Genomic DNA, 23,401 nt, shown 5'->3' on the forward strand with positions numbered 1-23,401 from the left:
CACGACATGACACCCCAAGAGATCTTGAGCACCTACGGCCCGCGTGAAGCCATGGAGTACGACGTGGTCGTGGTGGGCGGCGGCCCCAGTGGCCTGGCCACCGCAATCCGCCTGAAGCAGCTGGCAGCCGAAAAGGGCGGCGAAGTGAGTGTGTGCGTGCTGGAAAAAGGTTCAGAGCCTGGTGCGCACATTCTCAGTGGCGCCGTGATGGACCCTCGAGCCATGAACGAGCTGTTCCCGGACTGGAAGGAACGCGGCGCGCCGCTGAACCAGGAGGTGAACGGCGACGATCTGCTGGTGCTCAGCGAAACCGGCTCCAGCCGCACGCCCGACTGGCTGGTGCCGCGCAATTTTCACAACCACGGCTGCTACGTGGTGCGCCTGGGCTCGGTGGTGAAATGGCTGGGCGAACAGGCCGAAGCGCTGGGCGTTGAAATTTTTCCCGGGTTCGCTGCCGCCGAGGTGCTCTACAACGACGACGGTTCGGTCAAAGGTGTGGCCACCGGCAACCTCGGCCTGGGCAAGGACGGCGAGCCGACAGACCATTTCCAGATCGGCATGGAGCTGCATGCGAAGTACACCGTTTTCGCCGAAGGCGCGCGAGGCAACCTGGGCAAGCAGTTGCTGGCGAAGTTCAAGCTCACCGAAGGCAAAGACCCGCAGACCTACGCCATCGGCGTGAAGGAACTCTGGGAAATCGATCCGGCCAAGGCCAGGCCGGGTCTGGTCGTGCACACCGCCGGCTGGCCCATGACCGACGACACTTTCGGCGGCGGCTTTCTCTACCACCTCGAAGACAACAAGGTCACCCTGGGTTTCGTCATCGGCCTGGACTACCAGAATCCCTGGATGTCGCCGTTTGATGAAATGCAACGCTGGAAAACCCACCCCGCGATCCGCGCGCACCTGGAAGGTGGCAAGCGCCTCGGCTACGGCGCCCGCGCCATCAACAACGGCAGCCCGCAGGCATTGCCCAAGACTGTGTTCCCGGGTGGCGCCCTGGTGGGCTGCGACGCGGGTTACATGAATGCCGCCCGCATCAAGGGCAGCCATGCCGCCATCAAGAGCGGCATGCTGGTGGCCGAAGCCGCCTTCGAGGCGTTGGCCGCAGGGCGCAGCGGCGACGAGCTCAGCGCCTACCCGAAGGCATTCGAGGCGAGCTGGCTCAACGAAGAACTGCAGCAAACGCGCAATTTCAAGCTGTGGTTCAAGAAGAGCCCGCTGATGGGCAAGCTCATGACCGGCATCGAGCAGTGGCTGCTGCCCAAGATCGGTATCGCCTCCCCGCCCTGGACGCTGCGCAACAGCACGCCCGATCACGCGAAGCTGCGCCCGGCTGCCGAAATGCCAAAGATCAGCTACCCCAAGCCCGACGGCCAGATCACCTTCGACAAGCTCTCCAGCGTGTTCGTTTCCAACACCAACCACGAAGAGAACCAGCCCGCTCACCTCACGCTCAAGGACAACAGCGTGCCGGTGCAGATCAACCTGGCGAAATACGCGGGGCCAGAGAGCCGCTACTGCCCGGCGGGCGTGTACGAATTCGTGAAGAACAACGACGGCGGCGACCGACTGCAGATCAACGCCCAGAACTGCGTGCACTGCAAGACCTGCGACATCAAGGACCCAACACAAAATATCGTGTGGGTCACCCCGGAAGGTGGCGGCGGGCCCAACTACGCGGGTATGTAGGACCAAGCCCCCACGCTCCACCGCTGCGCGGGTCGCTGCCCCCCAGGGGCTGATCCGGCTTGGGGCGGCCCGGCGCCGGATCGCGTGCACTAGAATCCTTCCCTGTCAGGAGAGCGCTTCCCCCGAGGAGGCCGCCGAAGGCGCAGGAGGCTGGTCAAACAGCCCTGAACGCTCAGGCAAAAGGACTGGCAAACGCTGGCCGCAAGGCTGGCGTCCCCCCTGGAGAGAGGTGGCCCCCGAGGTCATCCACCGAAGGAGCAAGCGCGGCATCGCCCGCGTGAATCTCTCAGGTAAAGCGGACAGTGGGGCAGCGCACGGATGAACCGTGTTCCGCCCTTCCGGGCCTGCCCCTTTGCCTGCGAGCCCCTCGTGTCCGACAACGATCTCCTCAAGACCCCGCTGCACGCCCTGCACACCGAACTCGGCGCCCGCATGGTGCCCTTCGCTGGCTACGCCATGCCCGTGCAGTACCCCGCCGGCCTCCTGGCCGAACACCACCACACACGCGCCGCCGCCGGCCTGTTCGACGTTTCGCACATGGGGCAGTTGCGCCTGGTCGGCCCGGACGCCGCCGCCGCTTTTGAATCGCTCATGCCGGTTGACGTGATCGACCTCGCCGTGGGCAAGCAACGCTACGGCCTGCTGCTCAACGACGATGGCGGCATCATCGACGACCTCATGTTTGTCAACCGCGGCGACGATCTCTTCGTAATCGTCAACGGCGCCTGCAAGGTCGGCGACATCGCGCACATGCAGGTCCGCATCGGCACGCGTTGCCAGGTCATCCCGCTGCCCGATCGTGGCCTTCTGGCGCTGCAAGGCCCGCAAGCGGTGACAGCCCTGCAGCGGGTCCTGCCGGGTGTCGAGAAGCTGGTGTTCATGACCGGCGGCGCTTTCAACTGGCGAGGTGCCGACCTGTTCATCACCCGCAGCGGCTACACCGGGGAAGACGGTTTCGAGATCTCTGTACCGGGCGACCGCGCCGAGGCCTTCGCCCGTGCCCTGCTGGAGGAGCCTGAGGTGAAGCCCGTGGGCCTGGGGGCGCGCAATTCTCTGCGCCTGGAAGCGGGCCTGTGCCTTTACGGCAACGACATCGACACCACCACCACACCGGTGGAGGCCGCACTGAACTGGGCCATGCAGAAGGTGCGCCGTACCGGCGGCGCGCGCGCGGGTGGCTTTCCTGGCGCAGAGCGCGTGCTGGCGCAACTGGATGGCACCGAGCCGCTGACGAGAAAGCGCGTGGGCCTGATCGCGCAGGAACGCATCCCCGTGCGTGAGCACACCGAATTGCAGAGCATCGATGGCCACACCATCGGCGAAGTCACCAGCGGCTTGCTTGGGCCCAGCGCAGACAAGCCGGTGGCCATCGGCTACGTGAGTCCGGCGCATGCCGCCATTGGCACGCGCGTGCAGGCCATGGTTCGAGGCAAGGCCGTGCCCATGGAAGTCAGCGCCATGCCTTTCGTGCCCAACCGCTATTTCCGAGGCTGATTTTTTTGTTTTATTCAGGAGTTCCCACATGACCACCAAGTACACCGAAGACCACGAATGGATCCGCGTCGAGGGCGACATCGCCACCGTGGGCATCACCGTCCACGCACAGGATGCGCTGGGCGATGTGGTGTTTGTCGACCTGCCTGAAGTGGGCAAAACGTTTGAGCAGAAAGAAGTGGCCGGAGTGGTCGAGTCGGTGAAAGCCGCCGCCGACGTCTACATGCCCATCAGTGGCGAAGTGATCGAAGTCAACGAAGCCTTGCGAGCCGACCCCTCGCTGGCCAACAGTGACCCGCTGGCCAGCGGCTGGTTCTTCAAGGTGAAGCTGTCCGAGCCGCAGCAGGTCGACGCTCTGCTGGATGAGACTGCCTACAACGCGTTCTCTGCAAGCCACTGACCTTTTCATCCATTTTTTGAGGCCCGCCATGCTGATGCCGTCCGTCAAACCTCTCCGTGAGCTCGAGAACCCTTCCGAATTCGTGGCGCGCCACATCGGCATCGGCGAGGCCGATGAGGCCCACATGCTCTCAGTGATCGGCGAGGCCTCGCGCCGCGCACTGATCGACGGCATCGTGCCGCGCAGCATCGCGCGCAGCCAGGGCATGCAATTGCCACCGGCCATCACCGAGGCAGCGGCACTCGCCGAACTCAAGGCACTCGCGCAGAAAAATCGCGTGCTCAGGAGCTTCATCGGTCAGGGTTACCACGGCACCCACACGCCGGGCGTCATCCTGCGCAACGTGCTGGAGAACCCCGCCTGGTACACGGCCTACACGCCCTACCAGGCCGAGATTTCGCAAGGCCGCATGGAAGCGCTCATCAACTTCCAGACCATGGTGTGCGATCTCACCGGCATGCCGATTGCCAACGCCTCCATGCTTGACGAAGCCACGGCCGCCGCAGAGGCCATGACGCTGGCCAAACGCTCGGTCAAGAGCAAGGGCAACACCATCGTGGTGGGTGGCGACTGCCACCCGCAAACCATCGAAGTGGTGCAGACGCGCGCGAAGCCGCTGGGCTTCGAGGTGAAGGTGGCCGGCTCGGCGGCGGAGTGGGACGCCGCGCTCGCGGCCGACGACTATTTCGCCGTGCTCGCGCAATACCCCAGCACGAGCGGCCGCATCGAAAACCTGGCTGCCGATGTGCAGAAGGTGCAGGCCAAAGGCGCGGCCTTCATCGCCGCAGCCGATCTGCTGGCGCTCACGCTCATCACACCGCCGGGCGAATGGGGCGCGGACATCGTGGTCGGCAGCACGCAGCGCTTTGGCATGCCCATGGGCGCTGGAGGCCCGCACGCGGCTTTCATGGCCTGTCGCGATGCGTTCAAGCGCTCGCTGCCCGGCCGGCTGGTCGGCGTGAGCGTGGATGCCCATGGTCACCCCACCTACCGTCTCGCGCTTCAAACGCGCGAACAGCACATCCGCCGTGAGAAAGCCACCTCCAACATCTGTACCGCACAGGTGCTGCCTGCGGTGGTCGCCAGCATGTACGCCGTGTACCACGGGCCGCAGGGCCTGAAGCGCATTGCGCAGCGCGTGTCCGCGTATGCGGCCATTCTGGCGAAGGGATTGGAGCAACTTGGCTGCGAACTCACCAGCAAGCACCTGTTCGACACCGTGACCCTGAAGGCACGCGATGCCGCACAAGCCCAGGCCTGGGTGAAACTTGCCGCAGATGCCGGCATGAATCTGCGCCTCTCGTGGGGCCAGTATGTGGGCATCGCGCTCGATGAGACCACCACGCGCGAGGACATCGATCGACTTCTGAACGTCTTCGCTGCCGCTGATTCAACGCGTGCCGATGTGTGGGCGGGCTTCGAGAAAGGCATCGAGCCGCTCATCCCGACCGAACTCCGCCGCACCAGCCCTTTCCTCACCCACCCGGTGTTCAACAGCTACCACAGTGAAACCGGCATGTTGCGCTACATCCGCGCCCTGTCGGACAAGGACCTCGCGCTGGACCGCAGCATGATTCCGCTGGGCTCCTGCACCATGAAGCTCAACGCCACCAGCGAGATGATCCCCATCACCTGGCCCGAGTTCGCGAACGTGCACCCGTTCGCGCCGGCCGAGCAGCTACAGGGCTACAAGCTGCTGGACGAACAATTGCGCGCCTGGCTCTGCCAGGCAACCGGCTATGCGGGCATCAGCCTTCAGCCCAATGCCGGATCGCAAGGCGAATATGCCGGCCTGCTCGTCATTCAGGCCTGGCACGCTTCACGCGGCGAGAGCCACCGCAACATCTGCCTCATCCCCAGCAGCGCGCACGGCACCAACCCGGCTTCGGCGCAGATGGTGGGCATGCAGGTGGTGGTGACGAAATGCGATGACAACGGCAACGTCGACATGGCCGACCTCAAGGCCAAGTGCGAACAGCACAGCGCCAACCTGGCCGCCGTGATGATCACCTACCCCAGCACCCACGGCGTGTTCGAGACCACGGTCAAGGAACTCTGCGCGCTGGTGCACCAGCACGGCGGGCGTGTGTACGTGGATGGCGCGAACATGAACGCGCTGGTGGGCGTGGCGGCACCGGGCGAGTTCGGCGGCGATGTGAGCCACCTCAACCTGCACAAGACCTTCTGCATCCCGCACGGCGGCGGCGGCCCCGGCGTGGGTCCGGTGTGTGTGGTGGAAGACCTGGTGCCGTTCCTGCCCGGACATGCGGCCGGTGGCCTGCCCGTCAATGGCGTCGGCGCCATCAGCGCTGCGCCGCTGGGCAACGCGGCTGTGCTGCCGATCAGCTGGATGTACATCCGCATGATGGGCGCCGATGGCCTGAAGCACGCCACCGAGGCGGCCATTCTCGCGGCCAACTACATCAGCAAGCGCCTGGCGCCGCACTACCCAACGCTGTACGCGAGCGCCAACGGGCACGTGGCACACGAGTGCATCCTGGACCTGCGCCACTTCAAGGACACCAGCGGCGTGATGGCCGAGGACGTGGCCAAGCGCCTGATGGACTATGGCTTCCACGCGCCCACCCTGTCTTTCCCCGTGGCCAACACACTCATGGTGGAACCCACCGAGAGCGAGACACTGGAAGAGCTGGACCGCTTCATCGACGCCATGATCGCCATCCGCGACGAGATCCGGCAAGTCGAACAAGGCGCCTGGCCGCAGGACGACAACCCGCTGAAGAATGCGCCGCACACCGCAGCCAGCCTGATGACCGGCGACTGGTCTCACCCCTACTCTCGTGAGGTCGGCGCCGCCAGCACCTCCACCCGAGCACATGCCAAATACTGGCCGCCCGTGGGGCGCGTGGACAACGTGTATGGCGACCGCAACCTGTTCTGCAGCTGCGTGCCGCTGAGCGAACTGACCTGAACCCACTGAGCACTGCATGGCCGTATCCACTTTCGACCTTTTCAAGATCGGCATCGGCCCCAGCAGCTCACACACCGTAGGGCCCATGCGGGCCGCGCGCATGTTTGCCGCCGGTCTTCAAACGGCCGGCGTTCTGGGCGTCACCACGCGGGTGCAATGCGCGCTCCATGGCTCGCTCGGCGCCACCGGTAAGGGCCACGGCAGCGACAAGGCCGTGATCCTCGGCCTGTGCGGGCACGAGCCCGAATCGGTGGACATCGAGGGCATCGCGGCCGGCATTGCGCGCATCCGCGCCGAGCGTGAGCTGCCCTTGCTGGGCCAGCACCCGGTGGAGTGGAACGAGGCCGACGACCTGCTGTTCTACCGCAAGCCCTTGCCTTTCCACGCCAACGGCATGCGCCTGTCTGCGTGGGATGCGCAGGGCACGCTGCTGGCCGAGCGCACGTTCTATTCCGTGGGCGGGGGCTTCGTGGTCAGCGAGGAGGCGGCCGCAGATGGTTCACGCCACAAGGTGATCGCGCCCGATGCCACGGTGTTGCCGATCCCGTTTCGCAGCGGCGACGAGTTGCTGCGCCAATGCGCAACGCATGGCCTCTCAATCGCCGGCGTGATGCGCGCCAACGAGCGCCACTGGCGCACCGACGACGAAGTGCATGCGGGCCTGATGCGCATCTGGGACGTGATGCAGGCGTGCGTGCGGCGGGGCTGCGAGACCGAAGGCGTGCTGCCCGGTGGCTTCAAGGTGCGCCGGCGTGCCAAGCAACTCTTGCGAGACCTCACCAGCAACCCCGAGGCCGCACTGAAAGACCCCTTGCAGGTGCTTGACTGGGTCAACCTCTACGCATTGGCGGTCAATGAAGAAAACGCCGCAGGCGGCAGGGTCGTCACGGCACCGACCAACGGCGCAGCGGGCATCGTTCCGGCCGTGCTGCACTACTACCGGCGCTTTGTGCCCGGCGCCACCGATCAGGGCGTGGTCGACTTCCTGCTCACGGCATCGGCCGTGGGCATTCTCTACAAGGAAAACGCCAGCATCAGCGGCGCCGAGGTGGGCTGTCAGGGCGAGGTAGGCGTGGCCTGCTCGATGGCAGCGGCCGCGCTGTGCGCCGTGATGGGTGGCACACCCGAGCAGGTGGAGAACGCCGCCGAGATCGGCATGGAACACCACCTGGGCCTGACCTGCGACCCAGTGGGCGGCCTGGTGCAGATTCCCTGCATCGAGCGCAACGCCATTGCATCCGTGAAGGCCATCAACGCCGCGCGCATGGCCTTGCGCGGAGACGGCGTACACCATGTCAGCCTGGACAAGGTCATCAAGACGATGCGTGAGACCGGTGCGGATATGAAGACTCAGTACAAGGAAACTTCGCGCGGCGGCCTGGCCGTGAACATTGTCGAATGCTAAACATCAGCGTCCTTGCCGCCACTCTCGGCGCCAGAGGCGGTTGAGTTCGGCGGCCACGGGCTGGGGTGGTGCACCGATGAACTGGTTGCGCCCCGCCATGTGCACAAGACCGTAGATCCGACTCCCGGGCGCGTCGTAAAGCAGCACCGCGTTGTTGTCGCCGCAGTCGTGCACCTTGCAGAAAGCGACCATCTGGACGACCTGCCCAGCCACTTTTTCCTGCGCCAGCTCCACGCCAGGACCGTCCATGCGCGCCAGCCAGGGTTGACTGGCCAGTGGTCCGAGTGTGCGCCGGTACACCGCCTTGAAGCGCGAATCCCGGATCAGTTCGGACGGGTACTTCGCCGTGCCACTCGCCACCGGCGCGGCGGCTGCTACCTTTGCCTTTTTGTCCTCCCTGAGGTGCCCCGCTGCGCGCTGGTTCTGCGCTGCGTCGCAACTGCGAAACCTGGCTTTTCCCAGCGCGCCGAGGTTGGCCATCACCGTCTTGTCGCCGTCGATCTGGATGTACTGGCCGAGCGCGTCTCCCTGCACCAGGAACAACACCTCGTGGCGACCCTTGACCTGACCCAGCAGCGCGACGAAAAACCCGGGTGGGGGCGACTGACCGAAGTACGAATGCGCAGCCTGCAAACCCTGCGCGGTGAGGCGCTGGTTGCCTTGCTCCACGGCCACTGCTGCCGCCTGCACGAGCACACGCGGGGACTGCGGGTTGGCGCAGTCCAGCGCGTAGCGCCCGCCGTAGTACTTGAGAATGTCGGCATCGAGCCGACCCTGGCCCCACGCTGTGGCAGCGGTCAGCCCCACGCCCCCCAGGACGATGACCAACCCACGTTTCCAGACACCCATGGCCGTCTCCTGAAAGAACATGAGGCCATGCTAGAACCGTGGCCGCACAGCGTCCACCCTCATTTGGGAGCTTGCCGCCCAGCGGCAGCAGGAACCACGCCGTAAGATCGAAGCTACCCGACCACGCCCCATGAACGCTCCTTCCCTGCGTGTGCTCAGCGTCATTCCACCGATGACGCAGCTCAACACGCCCTACCCGTCCACCGCCTACCTCACCGGCTTCCTGCGCTCACGCGGCGTGGACGCGGTGCAGGTCGACCTGGCGCTGGCCCTGGTGCTCCAGCTCTTCACGCCCACCGGCCTGCAGGCCGTGCAGTTGCGAGCGCTCGCCCTGCCCGAAGCAGGACGCACGGCAAGCGTCCACGCGTTTCTCGACCAGTTTGATCGATACCGCCACACCATCGGCCCCGTGATTGCCTTTTTGCAAGGCCGTGACTCCACCCTGGCCCACCGCATCGCCGCCCGCGAGCTGCTCCCCGAAGGCCCTCGCTTCGCGGCGCTGGAGGTGTACGTGGATGCGGCGCTCGGCGAAGAAGGCGGCGATCCGCTGGCCTGGGCGTTCGGTGCGCTGGGTGTGCAGGACAAGGCGCGCCACCTCGCCACGCTCTACCTGAACGACCTGGCCGATGTGCTGCGCGATGCGGTGGACGAACGTTTCGCTTTCGTGCGCTACGCCGAATCGCTGGCCAGCAGCCAGCCCAGCTTCGATCCCCTGGCGGCCGCGCTGGCAGCGCCCCCCACGCTGATCGACGAACTGCTGCACACACTTACCTTGGCCACGCTGGCGCGCCACACGCCCGATGTGGTGCTGCTCTCGGTGCCGTTCCCGGGTGCGCTGTACGCCGCCTTGCGCATCGCTCAAAGCATCAAGGCACAGAACCCGCACATCGCCATCGCCCTGGGCGGCGGCTTCGCCAACACCGAGCTGCGCGAACTGGCCGAACCCCGGCTGTTCGATTTTGTTGACTTCGTGACGCTGGACGCAGGTGAGCGCCCGCTGCTGGCGCTGCTGGAACACTTGCAGGGCAAACGCTCGAAGCAGCGGCTGGTCAGAACCTTTGTGCGGGAGAGCCCTCACCCCAACCCTATCCCGGAGGCAGAGGGAGCCAATGCGGGAACCGTGCGGTACATCAACTTCGTTGAGCCCGACGTGCCCTTCGAGGACGTGGGCACGCCCACCTGGGACGGCCTGCCGCTGGACCGGTACCTGAGCCTGCTCGACATGCTCAACCCCATGCACCGGCTCTGGAGCGACGGGCGCTGGAACAAGCTCACCGTGGCGCACGGCTGCTACTGGAAGAAGTGCAGCTTCTGCGACGTGAGCCTGGACTACATCAGCCGCTACGAGACCGCCTCCGCCGGCACGCTGGCCGACCGCATCGAAGCGATCGTGAGCGAGACCGGCCAGACCGGATTTCATTTCGTGGACGAAGCCGCGCCGCCCAAGGCCCTGAAGGCGCTGGCGCAGGAGCTGCTGCAGCGCCAGTTGCCGATCTCCTGGTGGGGCAACATCCGTTTTGAGAAAACCTTCACCCCCGAGCTCTGCCAGTTGCTCGCCGACAGCGGCTGCATCGCCATGTCCGGCGGGCTCGAGGTGGCTTCTGATCGCCTGCTCACGCTCATGAAGAAGGGTGTTTCGGTGGAACAGGTAGCGCGCGTCACCAAAGGCTTTGCCGACGCCGGCATTCTGGTGCACGCCTACCTCATGTACGGCTTTCCCACGCAGACCGTGCAGGACACGGTGGACGCACTGGAGTATGTGCGCCAGTTGTTCGAGAACGGCTGCATCCAGAGCGGTTTCTTCCACCGCTTCGCCTGCACCGTGCACTCACCCGTGGGGCTGGACCCGGCCGCCTACGGCATCGAACTGATTCCCCTGCCCGAAGTCACGTTCGCGAAGAACGACATCGGCTTCATCGACCCCACGGGCGTGGACCACGACGCACTGGGCATCGGCCTGCGGAAGGCGATCTACAACTACATGCACGGCATCGGGCTGGACGAAGATGTGCGGGTGTGGTTCAGCCACCTGCCGGGCAAGGTACCCAAGGCCACAGTGGGTAGGCACCGCATTGCCAAGGCGCTCGCACAACCCGCCTGATCAGGCGGCTTCGGACGCGATCTGCCGCAGCGCCTGCGCAAACACCGCCGCCGGCTGGCCACCCGAAATCAGATGCCGGTCGTTGATGATCACCGCGGGCACGGAGCGCACGCCGTGGCTGGTGTAGAAGTCCTCGCGCTCCCGCACGGCCTGCGCAAGCTCGTCGCTGGCCAGGATGGCCCTGGCGCGCTTTTCGTCCAGGCCCACCTCCCGCACACTGGCCAGCAACACGTCGTGGTGGCTCATGGCCTCCGAGCGGGTGTGGCAGGCCGCAAGCAGCGCCTTCTTCAGGGCATGTTGTCCGCCCGCAGGGCCTTCTTCGCCGGCCCAGTGCAGCAACCGGTGGGCGTCGAAAGTGTTCCAGATGCGGCCTCTGCCTTCCGGGTTGAAAGCGAAACCTACTTCGGCACCACGAGCGCGGATGGTGTTGCGGATCTGCGCCTGCTGCTCGGCGGTGGAGCCGTACTTCTCAGCCAGGTGTTCGCCAATGTCCTGACCTTCGGGCGCCATGCGGGGATTGAGCTCAAAGGGCTGGAAATGCAGCTCGGCGGAAACCTCATCCTTCATGCCTTCCAGCGCTTCTTCAAGTGCACCCAGGCCCACGGCGCACCAAGGGCAGGAGACGTCGGACACGAAATCGATCTTGAGGGACGTGGGGGTCTTGTTCATGGACGCCATGGTAGGCCGGAGAAGAAGTCCGCAGTCGGGCCAGGGCCTTGCGCGACAATCGCCCTCCATGACAGACCGTTACGCCCTCATCGGCCACCCTGTGGGCCACAGCAAATCGCCCCTGATCCACGGACTTTTTGCCCAAGCCACCGCGCAGGACCTGACCTACACCGCCATCGAAGCCCCGCTGGACGGCTTTGCCGACACCCTGGCGAGCTTTCGCGCCAGTGGCGGGCGCGGCACCAACGTGACGGTGCCCTTCAAGCTGCAGGCCTTCGAGTTGTCCACCGATCCGAGCGAGACCGCGCGGCTCGCGGGTGCGGCCAACACGCTGAAGTTTGTGGACGACCGCATCCACGCCGACAACACCGACGGTGTCGGCCTGGTCAACGACCTGCAACGCAACCTCGGCCATCGCTTGGCGGGCAAGCGCGTGCTGCTGCTGGGTGCCGGAGGCGCCACGCGCGGTGCCATCCTGCCCATTGCCGCTGAACACCCCGCCTTGTTCGCCGTGGCCAACCGCACCGCCGCTCGGGCACATGCCTTGCGCAGCGCTTTCGCCGCGCACACGGTGCTGCAGACCGGTGGTCTTGACGAGCTTCAAGGTGAAAGCTTCGACGTGATCATTAACGCCACCTCTGCAGGCCTCACCCAGTCAGCCCTGCCCCTGCCCGACAGCATCTTTGCCCCCGGCGCTCTGGCCTACGACATGGTGTACGGCAAGGGGCTCACGCCCTTCTTGCGCCAGGCCCGCGCCGCGGGCGTGTCCACCCTGGCGGACGGCGTGGGCATGCTGGTGGAACAGGCGGCGGAATCCTTCACGATCTGGCGCGGCGTGCGCCCTGACACCCGCGCCGTGATCGAACGGCTTACCGTGCCACTGGTTTAATCGCCTTCTCATACAGGACAAGACCCATGCCCACCATCCTCCTGCTCAACGGCCCCAACCTCAACCTGCTGGGCACGCGCGAACCCGCCACCTACGGGCATACCACGCTGGCCGATGTGGAAAACGAAAGCCGTGCTCACGCACAAAGCCTGGGCTTCGAGCTTGAAGCCTTCCAGAGCAACCACGAAGGCGCGCTGCTCGACAAGATTCACGAAGCCGGCCGGCGCTTCAAGGCGGGTGAGCTCACGGGCGTGCTGTTCAACGCGGGGGCGTTCACCCACACCTCGGTCGCCCTGCACGACGCGATCGCCGGCGTCAAACCCCTGCCTGTGATCGAGGTGCACATTTCCAACGTGCACGCCCGCGAGGCCTTCCGCCATCACTCCTATATCTCGCCGGTGGCCGCCGGCATCGTGGTGGGTTTCGGCACCGACGGATACCTGCTGGGCATTGAAGGCTTGGCGCGCAAAGCGCGGGCTAGCGCGGCTGCAGCGCCCAAGCCCTGAACGCACACAACGCCGCCGCCACCGCGCACCCGCCAGCGAGCCAGAACACGCTGGTCAGGCCCAACGCGGAGCTGATCCCCCCGCCCAGCAGACCACCCACCACACCGGGCAAGCCGTAGCCGAGCACGGTGTACAGTGCCTGCCCGCGCCCACGCAGGCGGCCCGGGAAATGGTGCGAGATCATGGCGATGCACACCGTGTGGTGTGCGGCAAAGGTGATGGCGTGCAGTGCCTGCGCGAGCAGCAGCACCGGCCACACCAGGGGCAAGCCGGCCGTGAGGCCCATGCGCAGCACCATGACGACCGCCGCCAGCACCAGCCAGGCCGGCAGCGACAGCCAGGGCAACCAGCGACCCTGCGTGAAAAACCAGCCGATCTCGATCACCACCGACACCGCCCACAGCAGGCCGATGGTGGTCTTGCTGTAACCCAGCGAATCCAGGTAGAGCGAAAAAAAGATGTAGATGGCAATGTGCGCGAGCACGTGGAAGAACACCGAAGCGAAGAACCAGCGCACAGCAGGTTCGCGCAACACCGGCCACACCGCAGGCTGTTGCTCGTGTTCGGCATGGGGTGGCTCCCGAAAGTCGGGCAGCAGCCAGGCACTGAGCGCGACCGCCGCCAGCGTGCCCAGCGTCCACGCCGGAAAGTGCCGTAGGCCAAATTGCTCGAACCAGAAGCCGGCGGCCACCACCGTGACCAGAAATCCGAGTGAACCCCACAGCCGCACGCGGCCATAGCGCTTCGCATCGAACGCGCCACCCTGACTGACGAGGTGCGCCAGCGCGGCCTCGCTCATGGGCATCATGCCGCTGGTGTGGCTGAACATGAGCAGCAGCACCACGAAGAGCAACACGCCACCCCCGTCGAACCACAAGCCCAGCGAGAGCAGCATGGCGGCCGTGGCGCCGTAGCGCAGCAGGCGCACGCGCTCGCCGCTGCGGTCGCTCATCGAGCCCCAGAGGTAGGGCGCGAACAGTCGCGTGGCCGACTGCACCGAAGTCAGCACGCTGATGGCGATGAGGCTGAACCCCAGTTCCTTGAGCCAGAGCGGCAGGTACGGATTGAAGAATCCGATGTGCGCAAAGTAGCTCGCGCTGAGCCAGGAAAACGCGAACAGGTGCCGGCGGTCAGTCACCACGCGAACGCGCCGCGATATCGGGCGTGGGCAACTGCACGTCGCCACATTGCGCGCGGTGGTGCAGCGCGTGGTCCATCACCACCAGCGCCAGCAGGGCCTCGGCAATCGGCGTGGCGCGGATGCCCACGCACGGATCGTGACGGCCTTTGGTGATGATTTCGGTGGACTGGCCAGCGGTGTCGATGGTTTCGCGCGGCACCAGAATGGAGCTGGTGGGCTTGATGGCGATCGCCACTTCCAGGTCCTGCCCGGTGCTGATACCGCCGAGCACACCACCCGCGTTGTTGCCCTTGAAACCATCGGGCGAAAGGCTGTCGCCATGCGTGCTGCCGCGCTGCGCCACGCTCGCGAAACCAGCCCCGATCTCCACGCCCTTGACGGCGTTGAGGCCCAGCATGGCGTAGGCGATGTCGGCGTCGAGCCGGTCGTAGAGCGGCTGGCCAAGGCCCACGGGCATGCCCTGTGCCGTGACGCGAATGCGCGCGCCGCACGAGTCCCCGCTCTTGCGCAGCTCGTTCATGTAAGCCTCCAGCGCCGAGACATCGGCCACCGGGGCGAAGAACGGGTTGTGCGGTACATGCTCCCAAGCCTCAAACGGAATGGTGATCTCGCCGATCTGCGCCATGCAGCCGCGAAAGGTGGTGCCGTAGCGCTCCTTGAGCCACTTCTTTGCCACAGCGCCGGCGGCCACGGTGGGCGCGGTGAGGCGCGCGGAGCTGCGCCCGCCACCGCGCGGGTCGCGGATGCCGAATTTCTGCCAGTAGGTGTAATCGGCGTGACCGGGGCGGAAAGTCTGCAGGATGTTGCCGTAATCCTTGCTGCGCTGGTCGGTGTTGCGAATCAACAAGGCGATGGGCGTGCCGGTGGTCTTGCCTTCGTACACGCCACTGAGAATTTCCACGGTGTCGGGTTCGTTGCGCTGGGTGACGAACTTGCTGGTGCCGGGGCGCCTACGGTCGAGGTCGGTCTGGATGTCGGCCTCGCTCAGCTCCATGCCAGGTGGGCAGCCATCGATGACGCAGCCAATGGCGGGGCCGTGGGACTCACCAAAGTTGGTGACGCAAAACAGGGTGCCGAAGGTGTTGCCGCTCATGCGGCCCGATTATCCCCGAGGCAGGCTGGTGCGCCCTTGAGCCAGTCTGGTGCGTGACCGGACCTGTTCTGGATCCGGACAGGCGCGAACGGAACAGGAACACTTCGTGCTTCATGCTGCGGCGCAGCAGATCATCGCTGTGAAACACCAGAAAGGGGCGCTCCCATGCTCGACAGAACCTCCACGCTGTTCTCCCATGTCAAGCCCGGCGATACCGAGTTTGTGCGCGGCGGCCTTCGCGACTTCTTCCTCTACCGCGACCTGGGCATCGCCGCAGCCACCCACGGCAAGGTGATCGCACACCTGGTGAAAGCCAACGAGCCACCCGACGGCGGCACCGGCTGGCACATCCATGAGGCCGACTTCCAGATCGTCATCATGATCAAGGGCTGGGCCAAGTTCATGTACGAAGAACAAGTCACGCTCGTCGAGGCCGGCGACGTGGTGCACCAGCGCCCTGGCATCCGCCACTACCTGTTCGACTATTCGTCCGACATGGAATATCTGGAAATCGTTTCGCCAGCGGATTTCAAGTCGGTGCCGGTCGAGCCGGTTTGCGAGATTCCGAAACCGACTCCCTGGGTTTAGGTTTTTTGTAGGGGGAATGGGAGTTCGGGTACTCGACTTCGCGAATGTCCTCCGGCCGGCTTCGCCGTCCTCCCCCTTTATTTCGCTGCGTCGAGTACCCGAACTCCCATTCCTGCCAGCGCGTGGGCACGCAAACGGAGGTTCACCCATTCACTGCTTCGGATTGGGCACCAGGGCGTTCTGCGCAGCGAAATAAAGGGGGAGGCGGCCTCCAGCCGCCGGAGGACATTCGCGGAGCAGAGCGCCCTGGTGCCCAATCCCGCGAGGTGCAGCCCGGTGAACTGGAACTAGAACTCAGCGTCCAGTTCATCAATATCGTCAGGCTCCAGCTCGGCTGCCGCCACCCACTCTTTCATCGCCGGCAAGGCCATGATGGTGTCGCAGTAAGCCACGCAGGCCTCTGAGATTTCCACTTCGTAGGTGATGAATCGCGTCACCACCGGCGCGAACATCGCGTCTGCAATGCAGGGCTTTGCGCCAAACAGATACGGCCCGCCATAGGTGGCCAGGCATTCGGTCCAGATCGCTTCGACGCGGTCGATGTCGGTGCGCGCTCGAGACCACAGCTTGAAGCCTGGAAACGATGCCTTGATGTTCATCGGCAGCGAGGAGCGCATGGACGAAAAGCCCGAGTGCATCTCGCCACAGATCGCGCGGCAATGGGCCCGCGCAGCCCGATCAGCCGGCAGCAAGCCGGCCTTGGGCTTGATTTCATTGAGGTACTCACCAATCGCCAGCGTGTCCCAAACGTGGATGCCGTCGTGCTCCAGCGCCGGCACGCGCATGGAGGCAGAAAGCAGGAGCATCTCCGCCTTCATCGCGGGATCGTCCGGAGAAATCACCTTTTCGGTGAATTCCAGCTTGGCCAGACGGGCCATGAGCCAGCCTCGCAAGGCCCAGGCACCGTAGTTCTTGCTGCTGATCGTAAGTACCGCTTTGGCCATGGAACGCTCCTCTTGGGCACCAAACAGAGCAAGGGCTGTGCCACCTCGGTGCCTTCGGTGCGCACCGGCGCGGTGCGATACAAGGTGGCCCACAACTTGCCTGCACAACGCGCACGTTCCCCCCAGGAAAGCAACATGATGTATCAGGCCTATCAACTCCAGTCCGACCTGATCTCGCCACTGCGCCTCATGGCTCAGCATTTCAGCGCGTCGCTCTGGCTGAAGGAGACCGAAGGCTCACTGATGCGCAAGGTGGCTGCCGCCTGCGACGTGATCTCGCGCATGCGCCTCACGCACTCGCGACCACCGTACAAAATTGACCAGATCACGGTGGGCGAGCGCGACTACGCGGTGACCGAGGAAGCCGTGCTCACTCTGCCCTTCGGCACCCTGCTGCGCTTTCGCAAGGAAGGCTGCGAGCCGCAGCCCAAGGTGATTCTGGTGGCCCCGCTGTCTGGCCACTTCGCCACGCTGCTCCGCGAGACGGCGCGCACGCTGCTGCAGGACCACGATGTCTACATCACCGACTGGCACAACGCGCGCGACGTGTCGTTGCGCCACGGCGGCTTTTCGCTCGACGACTACATCACCTACATGATCCGCTTCACCGAGGCCGTGGGCCCGGGCAGCCACATGGTGGCGGTGTGCCAGCCTTGCGTGGCCGCACTGGCCGCCACGGCCATCATGGCCGAAGACGACAACCCCGCTCAGCCACGCAGCCTCACCCTGATGGCCGGCCCGGTGGATTGCCGGGTGAACCCCAGCGGAGTCAACCTGCTCGCCACGAGCAAGCCCATTGAGTGGTTCGAGAAAAACCTCATCAGCCATGTCCCGTTTCCGCACGCCGGCGTCATGCGCCGCGTGTATCCCGGCTTCGTTCAGCTGACGGCCTTCATGAGCATGAACCCGGACCGGCACAAGCAATCTTTCCGCAACATTTACGACCACCTGCTGGCTGGACGAACCGAAGAAGCCGGCGTGATCCAGGAGTTTTACGAGGAATACCTTGCGGTCAACGACTTGCCGGCCGAGTTCTACCTGGAGACAGTGGAGAAAGTGTTCCAGACCTACGACCTGCCGCGCGGTGTGCTCACGTGGAATGGCCGCACGGTGAACCCGGCCGCCATCCGCCGCACCGCCCTCATGACCGTGGAAGGCGAGCGGGACGACATCTGCTCGATCGGCCAGACCGTGGCGGCGCAGGACCTGTGCAGCAGCGTGCGCCCCTACATGAAGACCCACCACGTACAGACTGGGGTGGGCCACTACGGTGTGTTCAGCGGCCGGCGCTGGAACCAGCAGATCTATCCGCGTGTCAGGGACATGATCCACGCGAGCACCGCATGAAAAACGCCCCGACAGCGGGGCGTTTTTCGTGACCGGTTGAACCGAATTCAGGGAAAGTTCGGCTCGTTCTTGCTGCCTTGTTCTTCCTGCGGCCAGTCGCGGATGTAGGCCTTGAGCATCTGGTTTTCGAAGTTCTGGCTGTCCACCACCGCCTTGGCCACATCGTAGAAGCTGATCACGCCCATGAGCATCTTGGCGTCCATCACCGGCATGTATCGCGTGTGTCGCTCCAGCATCATGGGGCGCACCTGGTCCAGCTCGGTTTCGGGGGTGCAGCTCATCGGGTGGTCGTCCATCACCGTGCGCACGGTCCTGCCGCCCAGCGTCCCGCCGCTCTTCGCCAGCGTGTGGATCACTTCCCGAAAGGTGAGCATGCCCACCAGGTCACCGTGGTCCATCACGGCCAGAGAGCCGATGTCGAACTGGGACATGGTGTCCACCGCTCGCTCCAGGGATTCTTCGGGCTGGATGGTGTAGAGCGTGCCGCCTTTCAGGCGCAGGATGTCGCTGACTTTCATGGCATTGTTCCTCGGCTAAACGCTGTCTGTAGTTGGCGCCAGTCGGGCCGGCGTGCTTGCAATATAGCCCACAATACCGGGCAAAACCACTGCGTGCCGCCCCAGAGCAGGCACACAGACAACCCTCAGGAGACACCCATGCCCGGATACTCAGACCCCGGCTTCGATACCTTGGCGCTGCACGCCGGCGCCGCGCCCGACCCCACCACCGGCGCTCGTGCGGTGCCGATCCACCTGACCACCTCCTTTGTCTTCGAATCCAGCGACCACGCCGCCGCGCTTTTCAACCTGGAACGTGCCGGCCACGTGTACAGCCGCATCAGCAACCCGACCAACGCGGTGTTCGAACAGCGCATGGCCGCACTCGAAGGCGGCATAGGCGCCATCGCCACCGCCAGCGGCCAGGCCGCGCTGCATCTCGCCGTGGCCACACTCATGGGCGCGGGCTCACACATCGTGGCGAGCACCGCCCTGTACGGCGGCAGCCAGAACCTGCTGCACTACACCATGCGCCGCTTTGGCATCGAGACGACGTTCGTGAAGCCCGGGGACATCGACGGCTGGCGCGCCGCCGTGCGACCTAACACCAAGCTGTTTTTCGGCGAAACCGTGGGTAACCCCGGGCTGGACGTGCTGGACATTCCCACCATTTCGCAGATGGCGCACGAGGCCGGCGTTCCGCTGCTGGTGGATTCGACCCTCACCACGCCCTACCTCATCAAACCGTTCGGGCTGGGCGCAGACATCGTCTACCACTCGGCCACCAAGTTTCTGAGTGGCCATGGCACGGTGATCGGTGGTGTGGTGGTGGACGCGGGCAGTTTCGACTGGGAAAAGTCAGGCCGGTTTCCGGAACTCACCGAGCCCTACGAAGGTTTCCACAACATGGTCTTCAGCGAAGAAAGCACGGTGGGCGCTTTCCTGCTGCGCGCGCGCCGCGAAGGCCTGCGAGATTTCGGCGCCTGCATGAGCCCGCACAGCGCGTGGCTGATCCTGCAGGGAATCGAAACGCTCTCGCTGCGCATGGACCGCCACATGTCCAACACCGAAAAGGTGGTGCAGTTTCTCGCCAGCCACCCACTGGTGAGCCGCGTGGGCCACCCGTTGCTCGAATCCCACCCCAGCCACGCTTTGGCGGAAAAGCTGCTGCGCTTCGGCGCCAGGGGCGCGGGTTCGGTGTTCAGCTTCGACATCAAAGGTTCGCGCGAGCAAGGCAAGGCGTTCATTGAAGCGCTCAAGCTCTTCAGCCACCTGGCCAATGTGGGCGACTGCCGCTCTTTGGTGATCCACCCCGCCAGCACCACGCACTTCCGCATGAGCGACGAGGCACTGGCCGCCGGCGGCATCGGCCCGGGCACGATCCGCCTTTCGATCGGGCTGGAAGACCCGGACGACCTGATCGACGATTTGAAACGCGCGCTCAAGGCAGCCGAGAAAGCGGGGGCCTGAACATGGAACTCATGGTCAACGGCGCCTCCACCTACTGCTACACCGGCGGAAAGCCCTTCGATGCCGCCAAGCCTACCGTCGTGTTCATCCACGGCGTGGTGTACGACCACAGCGTGTGGACTCTGCAAAGCCGCTACCTGGCTCACCACGGCTGGAACGTCCTTGCGGTGGATCTGCCCGGTCATTGCAGGAGTGAAGGCGAAGCCCCGGCAACGGTCGAGGCGGGTGCGGAATTCATCGTCGCGTTGCTTGACGCGGTCAAGGTTCAGAAAGCAGCCCTGGTGGGCCACAGCTGGGGATCGCTCATTGCGCTGGAGGCCGCAGCTCGGCTGCGCGAGCGTGTGAGCCACCTGGCTCTGGTGGGCACGGCATTCCCCATGAAAGTTTCCCCCGCGCTGATCGATGCCGCGCTCAACGACACTGAGAAGGGCTTGAAGTTGATCAACGTGTTTTCGCGCAGCACGCTGGCGGCGCCACCCTCCGCGCACGGTCCTGGCACCTGGGTGTACGGCTCCAGCCTGGCGTTGAACCGCCGAGTGATCCGAAGCAATGCGAAAGTGAACGTTTTCCACCGCGGTTTCGTGGCCTGCGACAGCTACGCGGGCGGCGACGCGGCCATCCGCGCCATCACCTGCCCGGTGTTGTTCCTGCTGGGAGCGCAAGATCAGATGACGCAACCGAAGGCCGCGCAGGCCCTGGTGCTGGCCGGACGCGAAGCGGGCAAGGCCGTTACCACCCTGAACCTGCCCGTGGGCCACTACCAGATGACGGAAACCCCAGAAGCCACGCTGAAGGCCATCCACGATTTCCTGCGCCGCTGACACGCACGCAGCCGGTTCCATGATCGAGTCCATCACCCCCGCCATGAGCCGCGAGCGCGCGCTTGCCATCGCGCAGCAATTCGACTTGCGCGCCCTGACGCCCGATTTTCTCGCCAACCCGTATCCGGTTTACGCCGCGCTGCGCGAGACCGAGCCCCTGCGTCGCATGCCCGACGGCTCGGTCTTCCTGACCCGTTGCGCCGATCTCATGGCGGTGTACCGCGATGCGTCTTCGTTCAGTTCGGACAAGCAGGTCGAATTCGCACCCAAATACGGTACCGGCTCGCCGCTGTTCGAGCACCACACCACCAGCCTCGTCTTCAACGACCCGCCGCTGCACACAAGGGTGCGCCGCCTGATCATGGGCGCGCTCACACGGCGCGCCATTGCTGAAATGGAACCCGGGCTCGTCGCACTCGTCGACAGCCTGCTTGATGAGCTGCAGGCGCGTGGCGGCGGCGACCTGATCGAGGACTTTGCCTCAGCCATTCCCGTCGAGATCATCGGCAACCTGCTGGACATCCCACACGCCGACCGAGGCCCCCTGCGGGCCTGGTCGCTCGCAATTCTGGGTGCGCTGGAACCGACCCTCAAACCCGAGCAGCAGGCCTTGGGCAACCAGAGCGTGACCGACATGCTGGCCTACCTGCGCACGTTGGTGGCGGCTCGAAGAAAAAGGCCCGGGGACCCGGATCGCGACGTGCTCACCCGGCTGATTCAGGGAGAGGCCGGAGGCGAGCAATTGAGCGAAGTGGAGCTGCTGCAGAACTGCATCTTCCTGCTCAACGCCGGGCATGAAACCACCACCAACCTGATCGGCAATGGCCTGATTTCGCTGCAGGAACACCCGAAGGCCAAAGCCTGGCTGTTGCAGGCGCTGGCGCAGACCCAAGGCGACGAGGCCGTGCAAGAAGTGGTGCTCAGCCGTGCGGTGGATGAATTTCTTCGTTTCGAGTCTTCTAACCAACTCGGCAACCGCCGCGTGCTGCGCGACACGCAGGTGGGTGGCGTGAGCCTTCCCGCCGGCACGCTGGTCACGCTGTGCATCGGCGCGGCCAACCGCGACCCGGCACAGTTCGTCGACCCCGAAACGCTGGACCTCGCGCGCGAGGGCAACAAACACCTGGCGTTCGGATTCGGCATCCACCAATGCGCAGGCTTGAGCCTGGCACGGCTCGAAGGGCGCATCGCCATTGGGCGTTTCCTGCTGCGCTTTCCGAACTACCGCCTGACCCAGCCCCCCGTGCGTGGCGGAAGGGCGCGCTTTCGCGGTTTCCTGCAGGCGCCTTTCAGCGTGGATTCACCGCGCTAGCGCTTGAGCCAGGGTCATGCGTGCCCAGTGGCTTTCGTACCAGAAGCGTTCGGTGTGCGGCTGCTGCGGGAGCAGCAGCCGCTCCACCAGCGCCGCCATCGGGGTGACCAGGGGATCGACCAGAAGCACATAGCGCTCGGCGTCCTCGTCCAGGCGACCCAGCCAGTCCAGCGCAACCAGTGCAGCCACCGGTTCTTCGAGTTGCAGAGGGTCCACCCTCAACACCTGAGACAGCGCCTGCAGACTCAGCCCCTTGGGCTCGGCATCGCGCGCCGCGTACAACTGGTACAGCAGTTCCAGCGCGAGCTGAAAGCTCCAGCCCGGGGAATCGCCGCGCCGTGCAATGCCTGACAGCAGGCTGGGCAGGTAGGCAGCCACCACCGCGCCCAGCAGCACGATGACCCAGGCCACGTAGAACCACACCAGCAAGATGGGCACCGTTGCAAAGGTGCCATAGACCACGGAATAGGTGGGCACCTGCGCCAGGTACCAGGCGAGCAGCTTCTTGGCCACCTCGAGCCCCGCAGCCACGAACAAGGCCCCCAGCAGCGCATGGCTCCAGCGCACGCGCGTGTTGGGCACATAACGGTAGAGGGCAGCAATGCCGAAGGTGAGCAGCGCCAGTTGCACCGACTCCAGCAACAGACGCACGCCCCCCGGCAACGCTGAGACCACGCCACTGGAGGCGCTCACGATCACCGAAGTCACGGTCAGGCTGCCCGCCAGCAGCAGCGGCCCGAGCGTGAGCACCGCCCAGTACACCAGGATGCGCTGGGTGAGCGGACGCGGTTGCCGCACGCGCCAGATGTCGTTGAGTTTGCGGTCGATGGTGAGGATGAGCGCCAGAGCGGTCACCAGCAGCACCAGCGCACCGGCCCAGCCCATCTGCCCAGCCTTGCCGGCGAACTGGTTGAGGTAGCTCAGCACCTGCTTGGCAATGTCGGGTGGCACCAGGCTTTGCACCAGCCAGCGCTGAAGCGTGACCTGCAACCGGTCGAACATCGGGAAAGCGCTGAAGATCGCCAGCGCCACGGTGAACAGCGGCACCAGCGAGATGGTGGTGGTGAAGGTCAGGCTGCTGGCGGTGATGCCCAGGCGGTCTTCGCGAAAGCGCTCGCGCAGCGTAATGGCCGTGTTCGCCCACGGGAAATTGAGGGCGTCGCGCCACAGCGCGCGGGCCAGGGTCTCGACGGCCCGGAGGCGCTCGGTCAGGGTCATCCCGGTATCATGCCACCTGCCTTCCGCCTTCCG

General features: G+C 65.1%; 20 protein-coding genes and 2 riboswitches. Of the genes, 13 read left to right on the forward strand and 7 right to left on the reverse strand.

Annotated elements, in window-relative coordinates; genetic code table 11:
* Positions 1-6: 6 nt before the first annotated feature.
* From CAP37_RS11405 to CAP37_RS11425, 5 genes are all read left to right on the forward strand, one after another.
* Positions 7-1,692 carry an electron transfer flavoprotein-ubiquinone oxidoreductase gene (locus tag CAP37_RS11405; RefSeq protein WP_086124265.1) on the forward strand — a complete coding sequence of 562 codons (1,686 nt, stop codon included), beginning with the start codon at positions 7-9 and terminating at the stop codon, positions 1,690-1,692.
* Between the two features lie 96 nt (positions 1,693-1,788).
* A riboswitch (glycine riboswitch) is annotated at positions 1,789-1,890 on the forward strand.
* An 11-nt stretch (positions 1,891-1,901) separates the two neighbouring features.
* Positions 1,902-2,005, forward strand: a riboswitch (glycine riboswitch).
* 56 nt (positions 2,006-2,061) lie between these two features.
* The gene (gcvT, locus tag CAP37_RS11410) at positions 2,062-3,186 is read left to right on the forward strand and encodes a glycine cleavage system aminomethyltransferase GcvT (protein ID WP_373271079.1); all 1,125 of its coding nucleotides are present in this window, start codon (positions 2,062-2,064) and stop codon (positions 3,184-3,186) included.
* A 28-nt stretch (positions 3,187-3,214) separates the two neighbouring features.
* Entirely contained in the window at positions 3,215-3,586 is a 372-nt protein-coding gene (gene gcvH / locus CAP37_RS11415) for a glycine cleavage system protein GcvH (RefSeq protein WP_086124267.1), read from the forward strand.
* A gap of 28 nt (positions 3,587-3,614) precedes the next feature.
* The gene (gene gcvP, locus CAP37_RS11420) at positions 3,615-6,518 is read left to right on the forward strand and encodes an aminomethyl-transferring glycine dehydrogenase (RefSeq protein ID WP_086124268.1); all 2,904 of its coding nucleotides are present in this window, start codon (positions 3,615-3,617) and stop codon (positions 6,516-6,518) included.
* A 16-nt stretch (positions 6,519-6,534) separates the two neighbouring features.
* A complete protein-coding gene (locus CAP37_RS11425) occupies positions 6,535-7,923 on the forward strand; it encodes an L-serine ammonia-lyase (RefSeq protein ID WP_086124269.1) in 1,389 nt (462 codons plus the stop codon).
* A 3-nt stretch (positions 7,924-7,926) separates the two neighbouring features.
* On the opposite strand, the gene CAP37_RS11430 is transcribed toward CAP37_RS11425, so the two are convergent.
* Complete coding sequence (locus CAP37_RS11430) at positions 7,927-8,772, reverse strand: Ivy family c-type lysozyme inhibitor (protein WP_179190191.1); 846 nt, start codon at positions 8,770-8,772, stop codon at positions 7,927-7,929.
* Between the two features lie 130 nt (positions 8,773-8,902).
* Between CAP37_RS11430 and CAP37_RS11435 the strand changes: the two genes are divergently transcribed.
* Positions 8,903-10,873, forward strand: coding sequence for a radical SAM protein (locus tag CAP37_RS11435; protein ID WP_086124271.1), 1,971 nt, complete (start codon positions 8,903-8,905; stop codon positions 10,871-10,873).
* Here CAP37_RS11435 and CAP37_RS11440 read toward each other — a convergent pair whose 3' ends face one another.
* Positions 10,874-11,542, reverse strand: a complete 669-nt coding sequence (locus tag CAP37_RS11440) for a DsbA family oxidoreductase (RefSeq protein ID WP_086124272.1) — start codon at positions 11,540-11,542, stop codon at positions 10,874-10,876. It abuts the gene before it with no gap.
* 67 nt (positions 11,543-11,609) lie between these two features.
* Between CAP37_RS11440 and aroE the strand changes: the two genes are divergently transcribed.
* Both aroE and aroQ read left to right on the forward strand, forming a co-directional pair.
* Positions 11,610-12,431, forward strand: coding sequence for a shikimate dehydrogenase (aroE, locus tag CAP37_RS11445; protein ID WP_086124273.1), 822 nt, complete (start codon positions 11,610-11,612; stop codon positions 12,429-12,431).
* Positions 12,432-12,457: 26 nt separating this feature from the next.
* Positions 12,458-12,937: a type II 3-dehydroquinate dehydratase gene (gene aroQ, locus CAP37_RS11450; RefSeq protein ID WP_086124274.1), complete on the forward strand. Its 480-nt coding sequence runs from the start codon at positions 12,458-12,460 to the stop codon at positions 12,935-12,937.
* Here aroQ and CAP37_RS11455 read toward each other — a convergent pair.
* The gene (locus CAP37_RS11455) at positions 12,909-14,075 is read right to left on the reverse strand and encodes an MFS transporter (RefSeq protein ID WP_086124957.1); all 1,167 of its coding nucleotides are present in this window, start codon (positions 14,073-14,075) and stop codon (positions 12,909-12,911) included. The genes aroQ and CAP37_RS11455 overlap by 29 nt on opposite strands.
* The gene (aroC, locus tag CAP37_RS11460) at positions 14,068-15,171 is read right to left on the reverse strand and encodes a chorismate synthase (protein WP_086124275.1); all 1,104 of its coding nucleotides are present in this window, start codon (positions 15,169-15,171) and stop codon (positions 14,068-14,070) included. The genes CAP37_RS11455 and aroC overlap by 8 nt, the downstream gene beginning before the upstream one ends.
* Before the next feature lie 165 nt (positions 15,172-15,336).
* On the opposite strand from aroC, the gene CAP37_RS11465 reads away from it, so the two are divergent.
* Positions 15,337-15,759, forward strand: a complete 423-nt coding sequence (locus CAP37_RS11465) for a cupin domain-containing protein (protein ID WP_086124276.1) — start codon at positions 15,337-15,339, stop codon at positions 15,757-15,759.
* 287 nt (positions 15,760-16,046) lie between these two features.
* Here CAP37_RS11465 and CAP37_RS11470 read toward each other — a convergent pair whose 3' ends face one another.
* Positions 16,047-16,703, reverse strand: coding sequence for a glutathione S-transferase (locus CAP37_RS11470; protein ID WP_086124277.1), 657 nt, complete (start codon positions 16,701-16,703; stop codon positions 16,047-16,049).
* Positions 16,704-16,838: 135 nt separating this feature from the next.
* Here CAP37_RS11470 and CAP37_RS11475 point away from each other — a divergent pair, with 135 nt between their 5' ends.
* The gene (locus CAP37_RS11475; RefSeq protein ID WP_086124958.1) at positions 16,839-18,050 is read left to right on the forward strand and encodes a polyhydroxyalkanoate depolymerase; all 1,212 of its coding nucleotides are present in this window, start codon (positions 16,839-16,841) and stop codon (positions 18,048-18,050) included.
* A 47-nt stretch (positions 18,051-18,097) separates the two neighbouring features.
* Here CAP37_RS11475 and CAP37_RS11480 read toward each other — a convergent pair whose 3' ends face one another.
* Positions 18,098-18,568: a CBS domain-containing protein gene (locus CAP37_RS11480; protein ID WP_086124278.1), complete on the reverse strand. Its 471-nt coding sequence runs from the start codon at positions 18,566-18,568 to the stop codon at positions 18,098-18,100.
* 138 nt (positions 18,569-18,706) lie between these two features.
* Here CAP37_RS11480 and CAP37_RS11485 point away from each other — a divergent pair, with 138 nt between their 5' ends.
* Genes CAP37_RS11485 through CAP37_RS11495 form a run of 3 tightly spaced genes read left to right on the forward strand, consistent with a single transcriptional unit; the run spans position 18,707 to position 22,150 of the window.
* Positions 18,707-20,017, forward strand: a complete 1,311-nt coding sequence (locus CAP37_RS11485; RefSeq protein ID WP_086124279.1) for an O-acetylhomoserine aminocarboxypropyltransferase — start codon at positions 18,707-18,709, stop codon at positions 20,015-20,017.
* 2 nt (positions 20,018-20,019) lie between these two features.
* A complete protein-coding gene (locus CAP37_RS11490) occupies positions 20,020-20,838 on the forward strand; it encodes an alpha/beta fold hydrolase (RefSeq protein ID WP_086124280.1) in 819 nt (272 codons plus the stop codon).
* A gap of 19 nt (positions 20,839-20,857) precedes the next feature.
* Positions 20,858-22,150 (forward strand): cytochrome P450, encoded by a 1,293-nt coding sequence (locus CAP37_RS11495; RefSeq protein ID WP_256926941.1) that lies wholly within the window; start codon positions 20,858-20,860, stop codon positions 22,148-22,150.
* On the opposite strand, the gene CAP37_RS11500 is transcribed toward CAP37_RS11495, so the two are convergent.
* The gene (locus tag CAP37_RS11500; RefSeq protein ID WP_086124281.1) at positions 22,139-23,368 is read right to left on the reverse strand and encodes a YihY family inner membrane protein; all 1,230 of its coding nucleotides are present in this window, start codon (positions 23,366-23,368) and stop codon (positions 22,139-22,141) included. The two genes, CAP37_RS11495 and CAP37_RS11500, sit on opposite strands and share 12 nt — an antisense overlap.
* Between the last annotated feature and the right edge of the window lie 33 nt (positions 23,369-23,401).

The sequence above is a fragment of the Hydrogenophaga sp. IBVHS1 genome (assembly GCF_002127265.1).
Lineage (GTDB): Bacteria > Pseudomonadota > Gammaproteobacteria > Burkholderiales > Burkholderiaceae_C > Hydrogenophaga.

Excerpts from the sequence above, each read along its gene's own strand:
- CAP37_RS11405 (WP_086124265.1), top strand. The coding sequence starts at position 7 with ATGACACCCCAAGAGATCTTGAGCACCTACGGCCCGCGTGAAGCCATG.
- gcvH (WP_086124267.1), top strand. The coding sequence starts at position 3,215 with ATGACCACCAAGTACACCGAAGACCACGAATGGATCCGCGTCGAGGGC.
- gcvP (WP_086124268.1), top strand. The coding sequence starts at position 3,615 with ATGCTGATGCCGTCCGTCAAACCTCTCCGTGAGCTCGAGAACCCTTCC.
- CAP37_RS11425 (WP_086124269.1), top strand. The coding sequence starts at position 6,535 with ATGGCCGTATCCACTTTCGACCTTTTCAAGATCGGCATCGGCCCCAGC.
- CAP37_RS11430 (WP_179190191.1), bottom strand. The coding sequence starts at position 8,772 with ATGGGTGTCTGGAAACGTGGGTTGGTCATCGTCCTGGGGGGCGTGGGG.
- CAP37_RS11435 (WP_086124271.1), top strand. The coding sequence starts at position 8,903 with ATGAACGCTCCTTCCCTGCGTGTGCTCAGCGTCATTCCACCGATGACG.
- CAP37_RS11440 (WP_086124272.1), bottom strand. The coding sequence starts at position 11,542 with ATGAACAAGACCCCCACGTCCCTCAAGATCGATTTCGTGTCCGACGTC.
- aroE (WP_086124273.1), top strand. The coding sequence starts at position 11,610 with ATGACAGACCGTTACGCCCTCATCGGCCACCCTGTGGGCCACAGCAAA.
- aroQ (WP_086124274.1), top strand. The coding sequence starts at position 12,458 with ATGCCCACCATCCTCCTGCTCAACGGCCCCAACCTCAACCTGCTGGGC.
- aroC (WP_086124275.1), bottom strand. The coding sequence starts at position 15,171 with ATGAGCGGCAACACCTTCGGCACCCTGTTTTGCGTCACCAACTTTGGT.
- CAP37_RS11465 (WP_086124276.1), top strand. The coding sequence starts at position 15,337 with ATGCTCGACAGAACCTCCACGCTGTTCTCCCATGTCAAGCCCGGCGAT.
- CAP37_RS11470 (WP_086124277.1), bottom strand. The coding sequence starts at position 16,703 with ATGGCCAAAGCGGTACTTACGATCAGCAGCAAGAACTACGGTGCCTGG.
- CAP37_RS11475 (WP_086124958.1), top strand. The coding sequence starts at position 16,839 with ATGATGTATCAGGCCTATCAACTCCAGTCCGACCTGATCTCGCCACTG.
- CAP37_RS11480 (WP_086124278.1), bottom strand. The coding sequence starts at position 18,568 with ATGAAAGTCAGCGACATCCTGCGCCTGAAAGGCGGCACGCTCTACACC.
- CAP37_RS11485 (WP_086124279.1), top strand. The coding sequence starts at position 18,707 with ATGCCCGGATACTCAGACCCCGGCTTCGATACCTTGGCGCTGCACGCC.
- CAP37_RS11490 (WP_086124280.1), top strand. The coding sequence starts at position 20,020 with ATGGAACTCATGGTCAACGGCGCCTCCACCTACTGCTACACCGGCGGA.
- CAP37_RS11495 (WP_256926941.1), top strand. The coding sequence starts at position 20,858 with ATGATCGAGTCCATCACCCCCGCCATGAGCCGCGAGCGCGCGCTTGCC.
- CAP37_RS11500 (WP_086124281.1), bottom strand. The coding sequence starts at position 23,368 with ATGACCCTGACCGAGCGCCTCCGGGCCGTCGAGACCCTGGCCCGCGCG.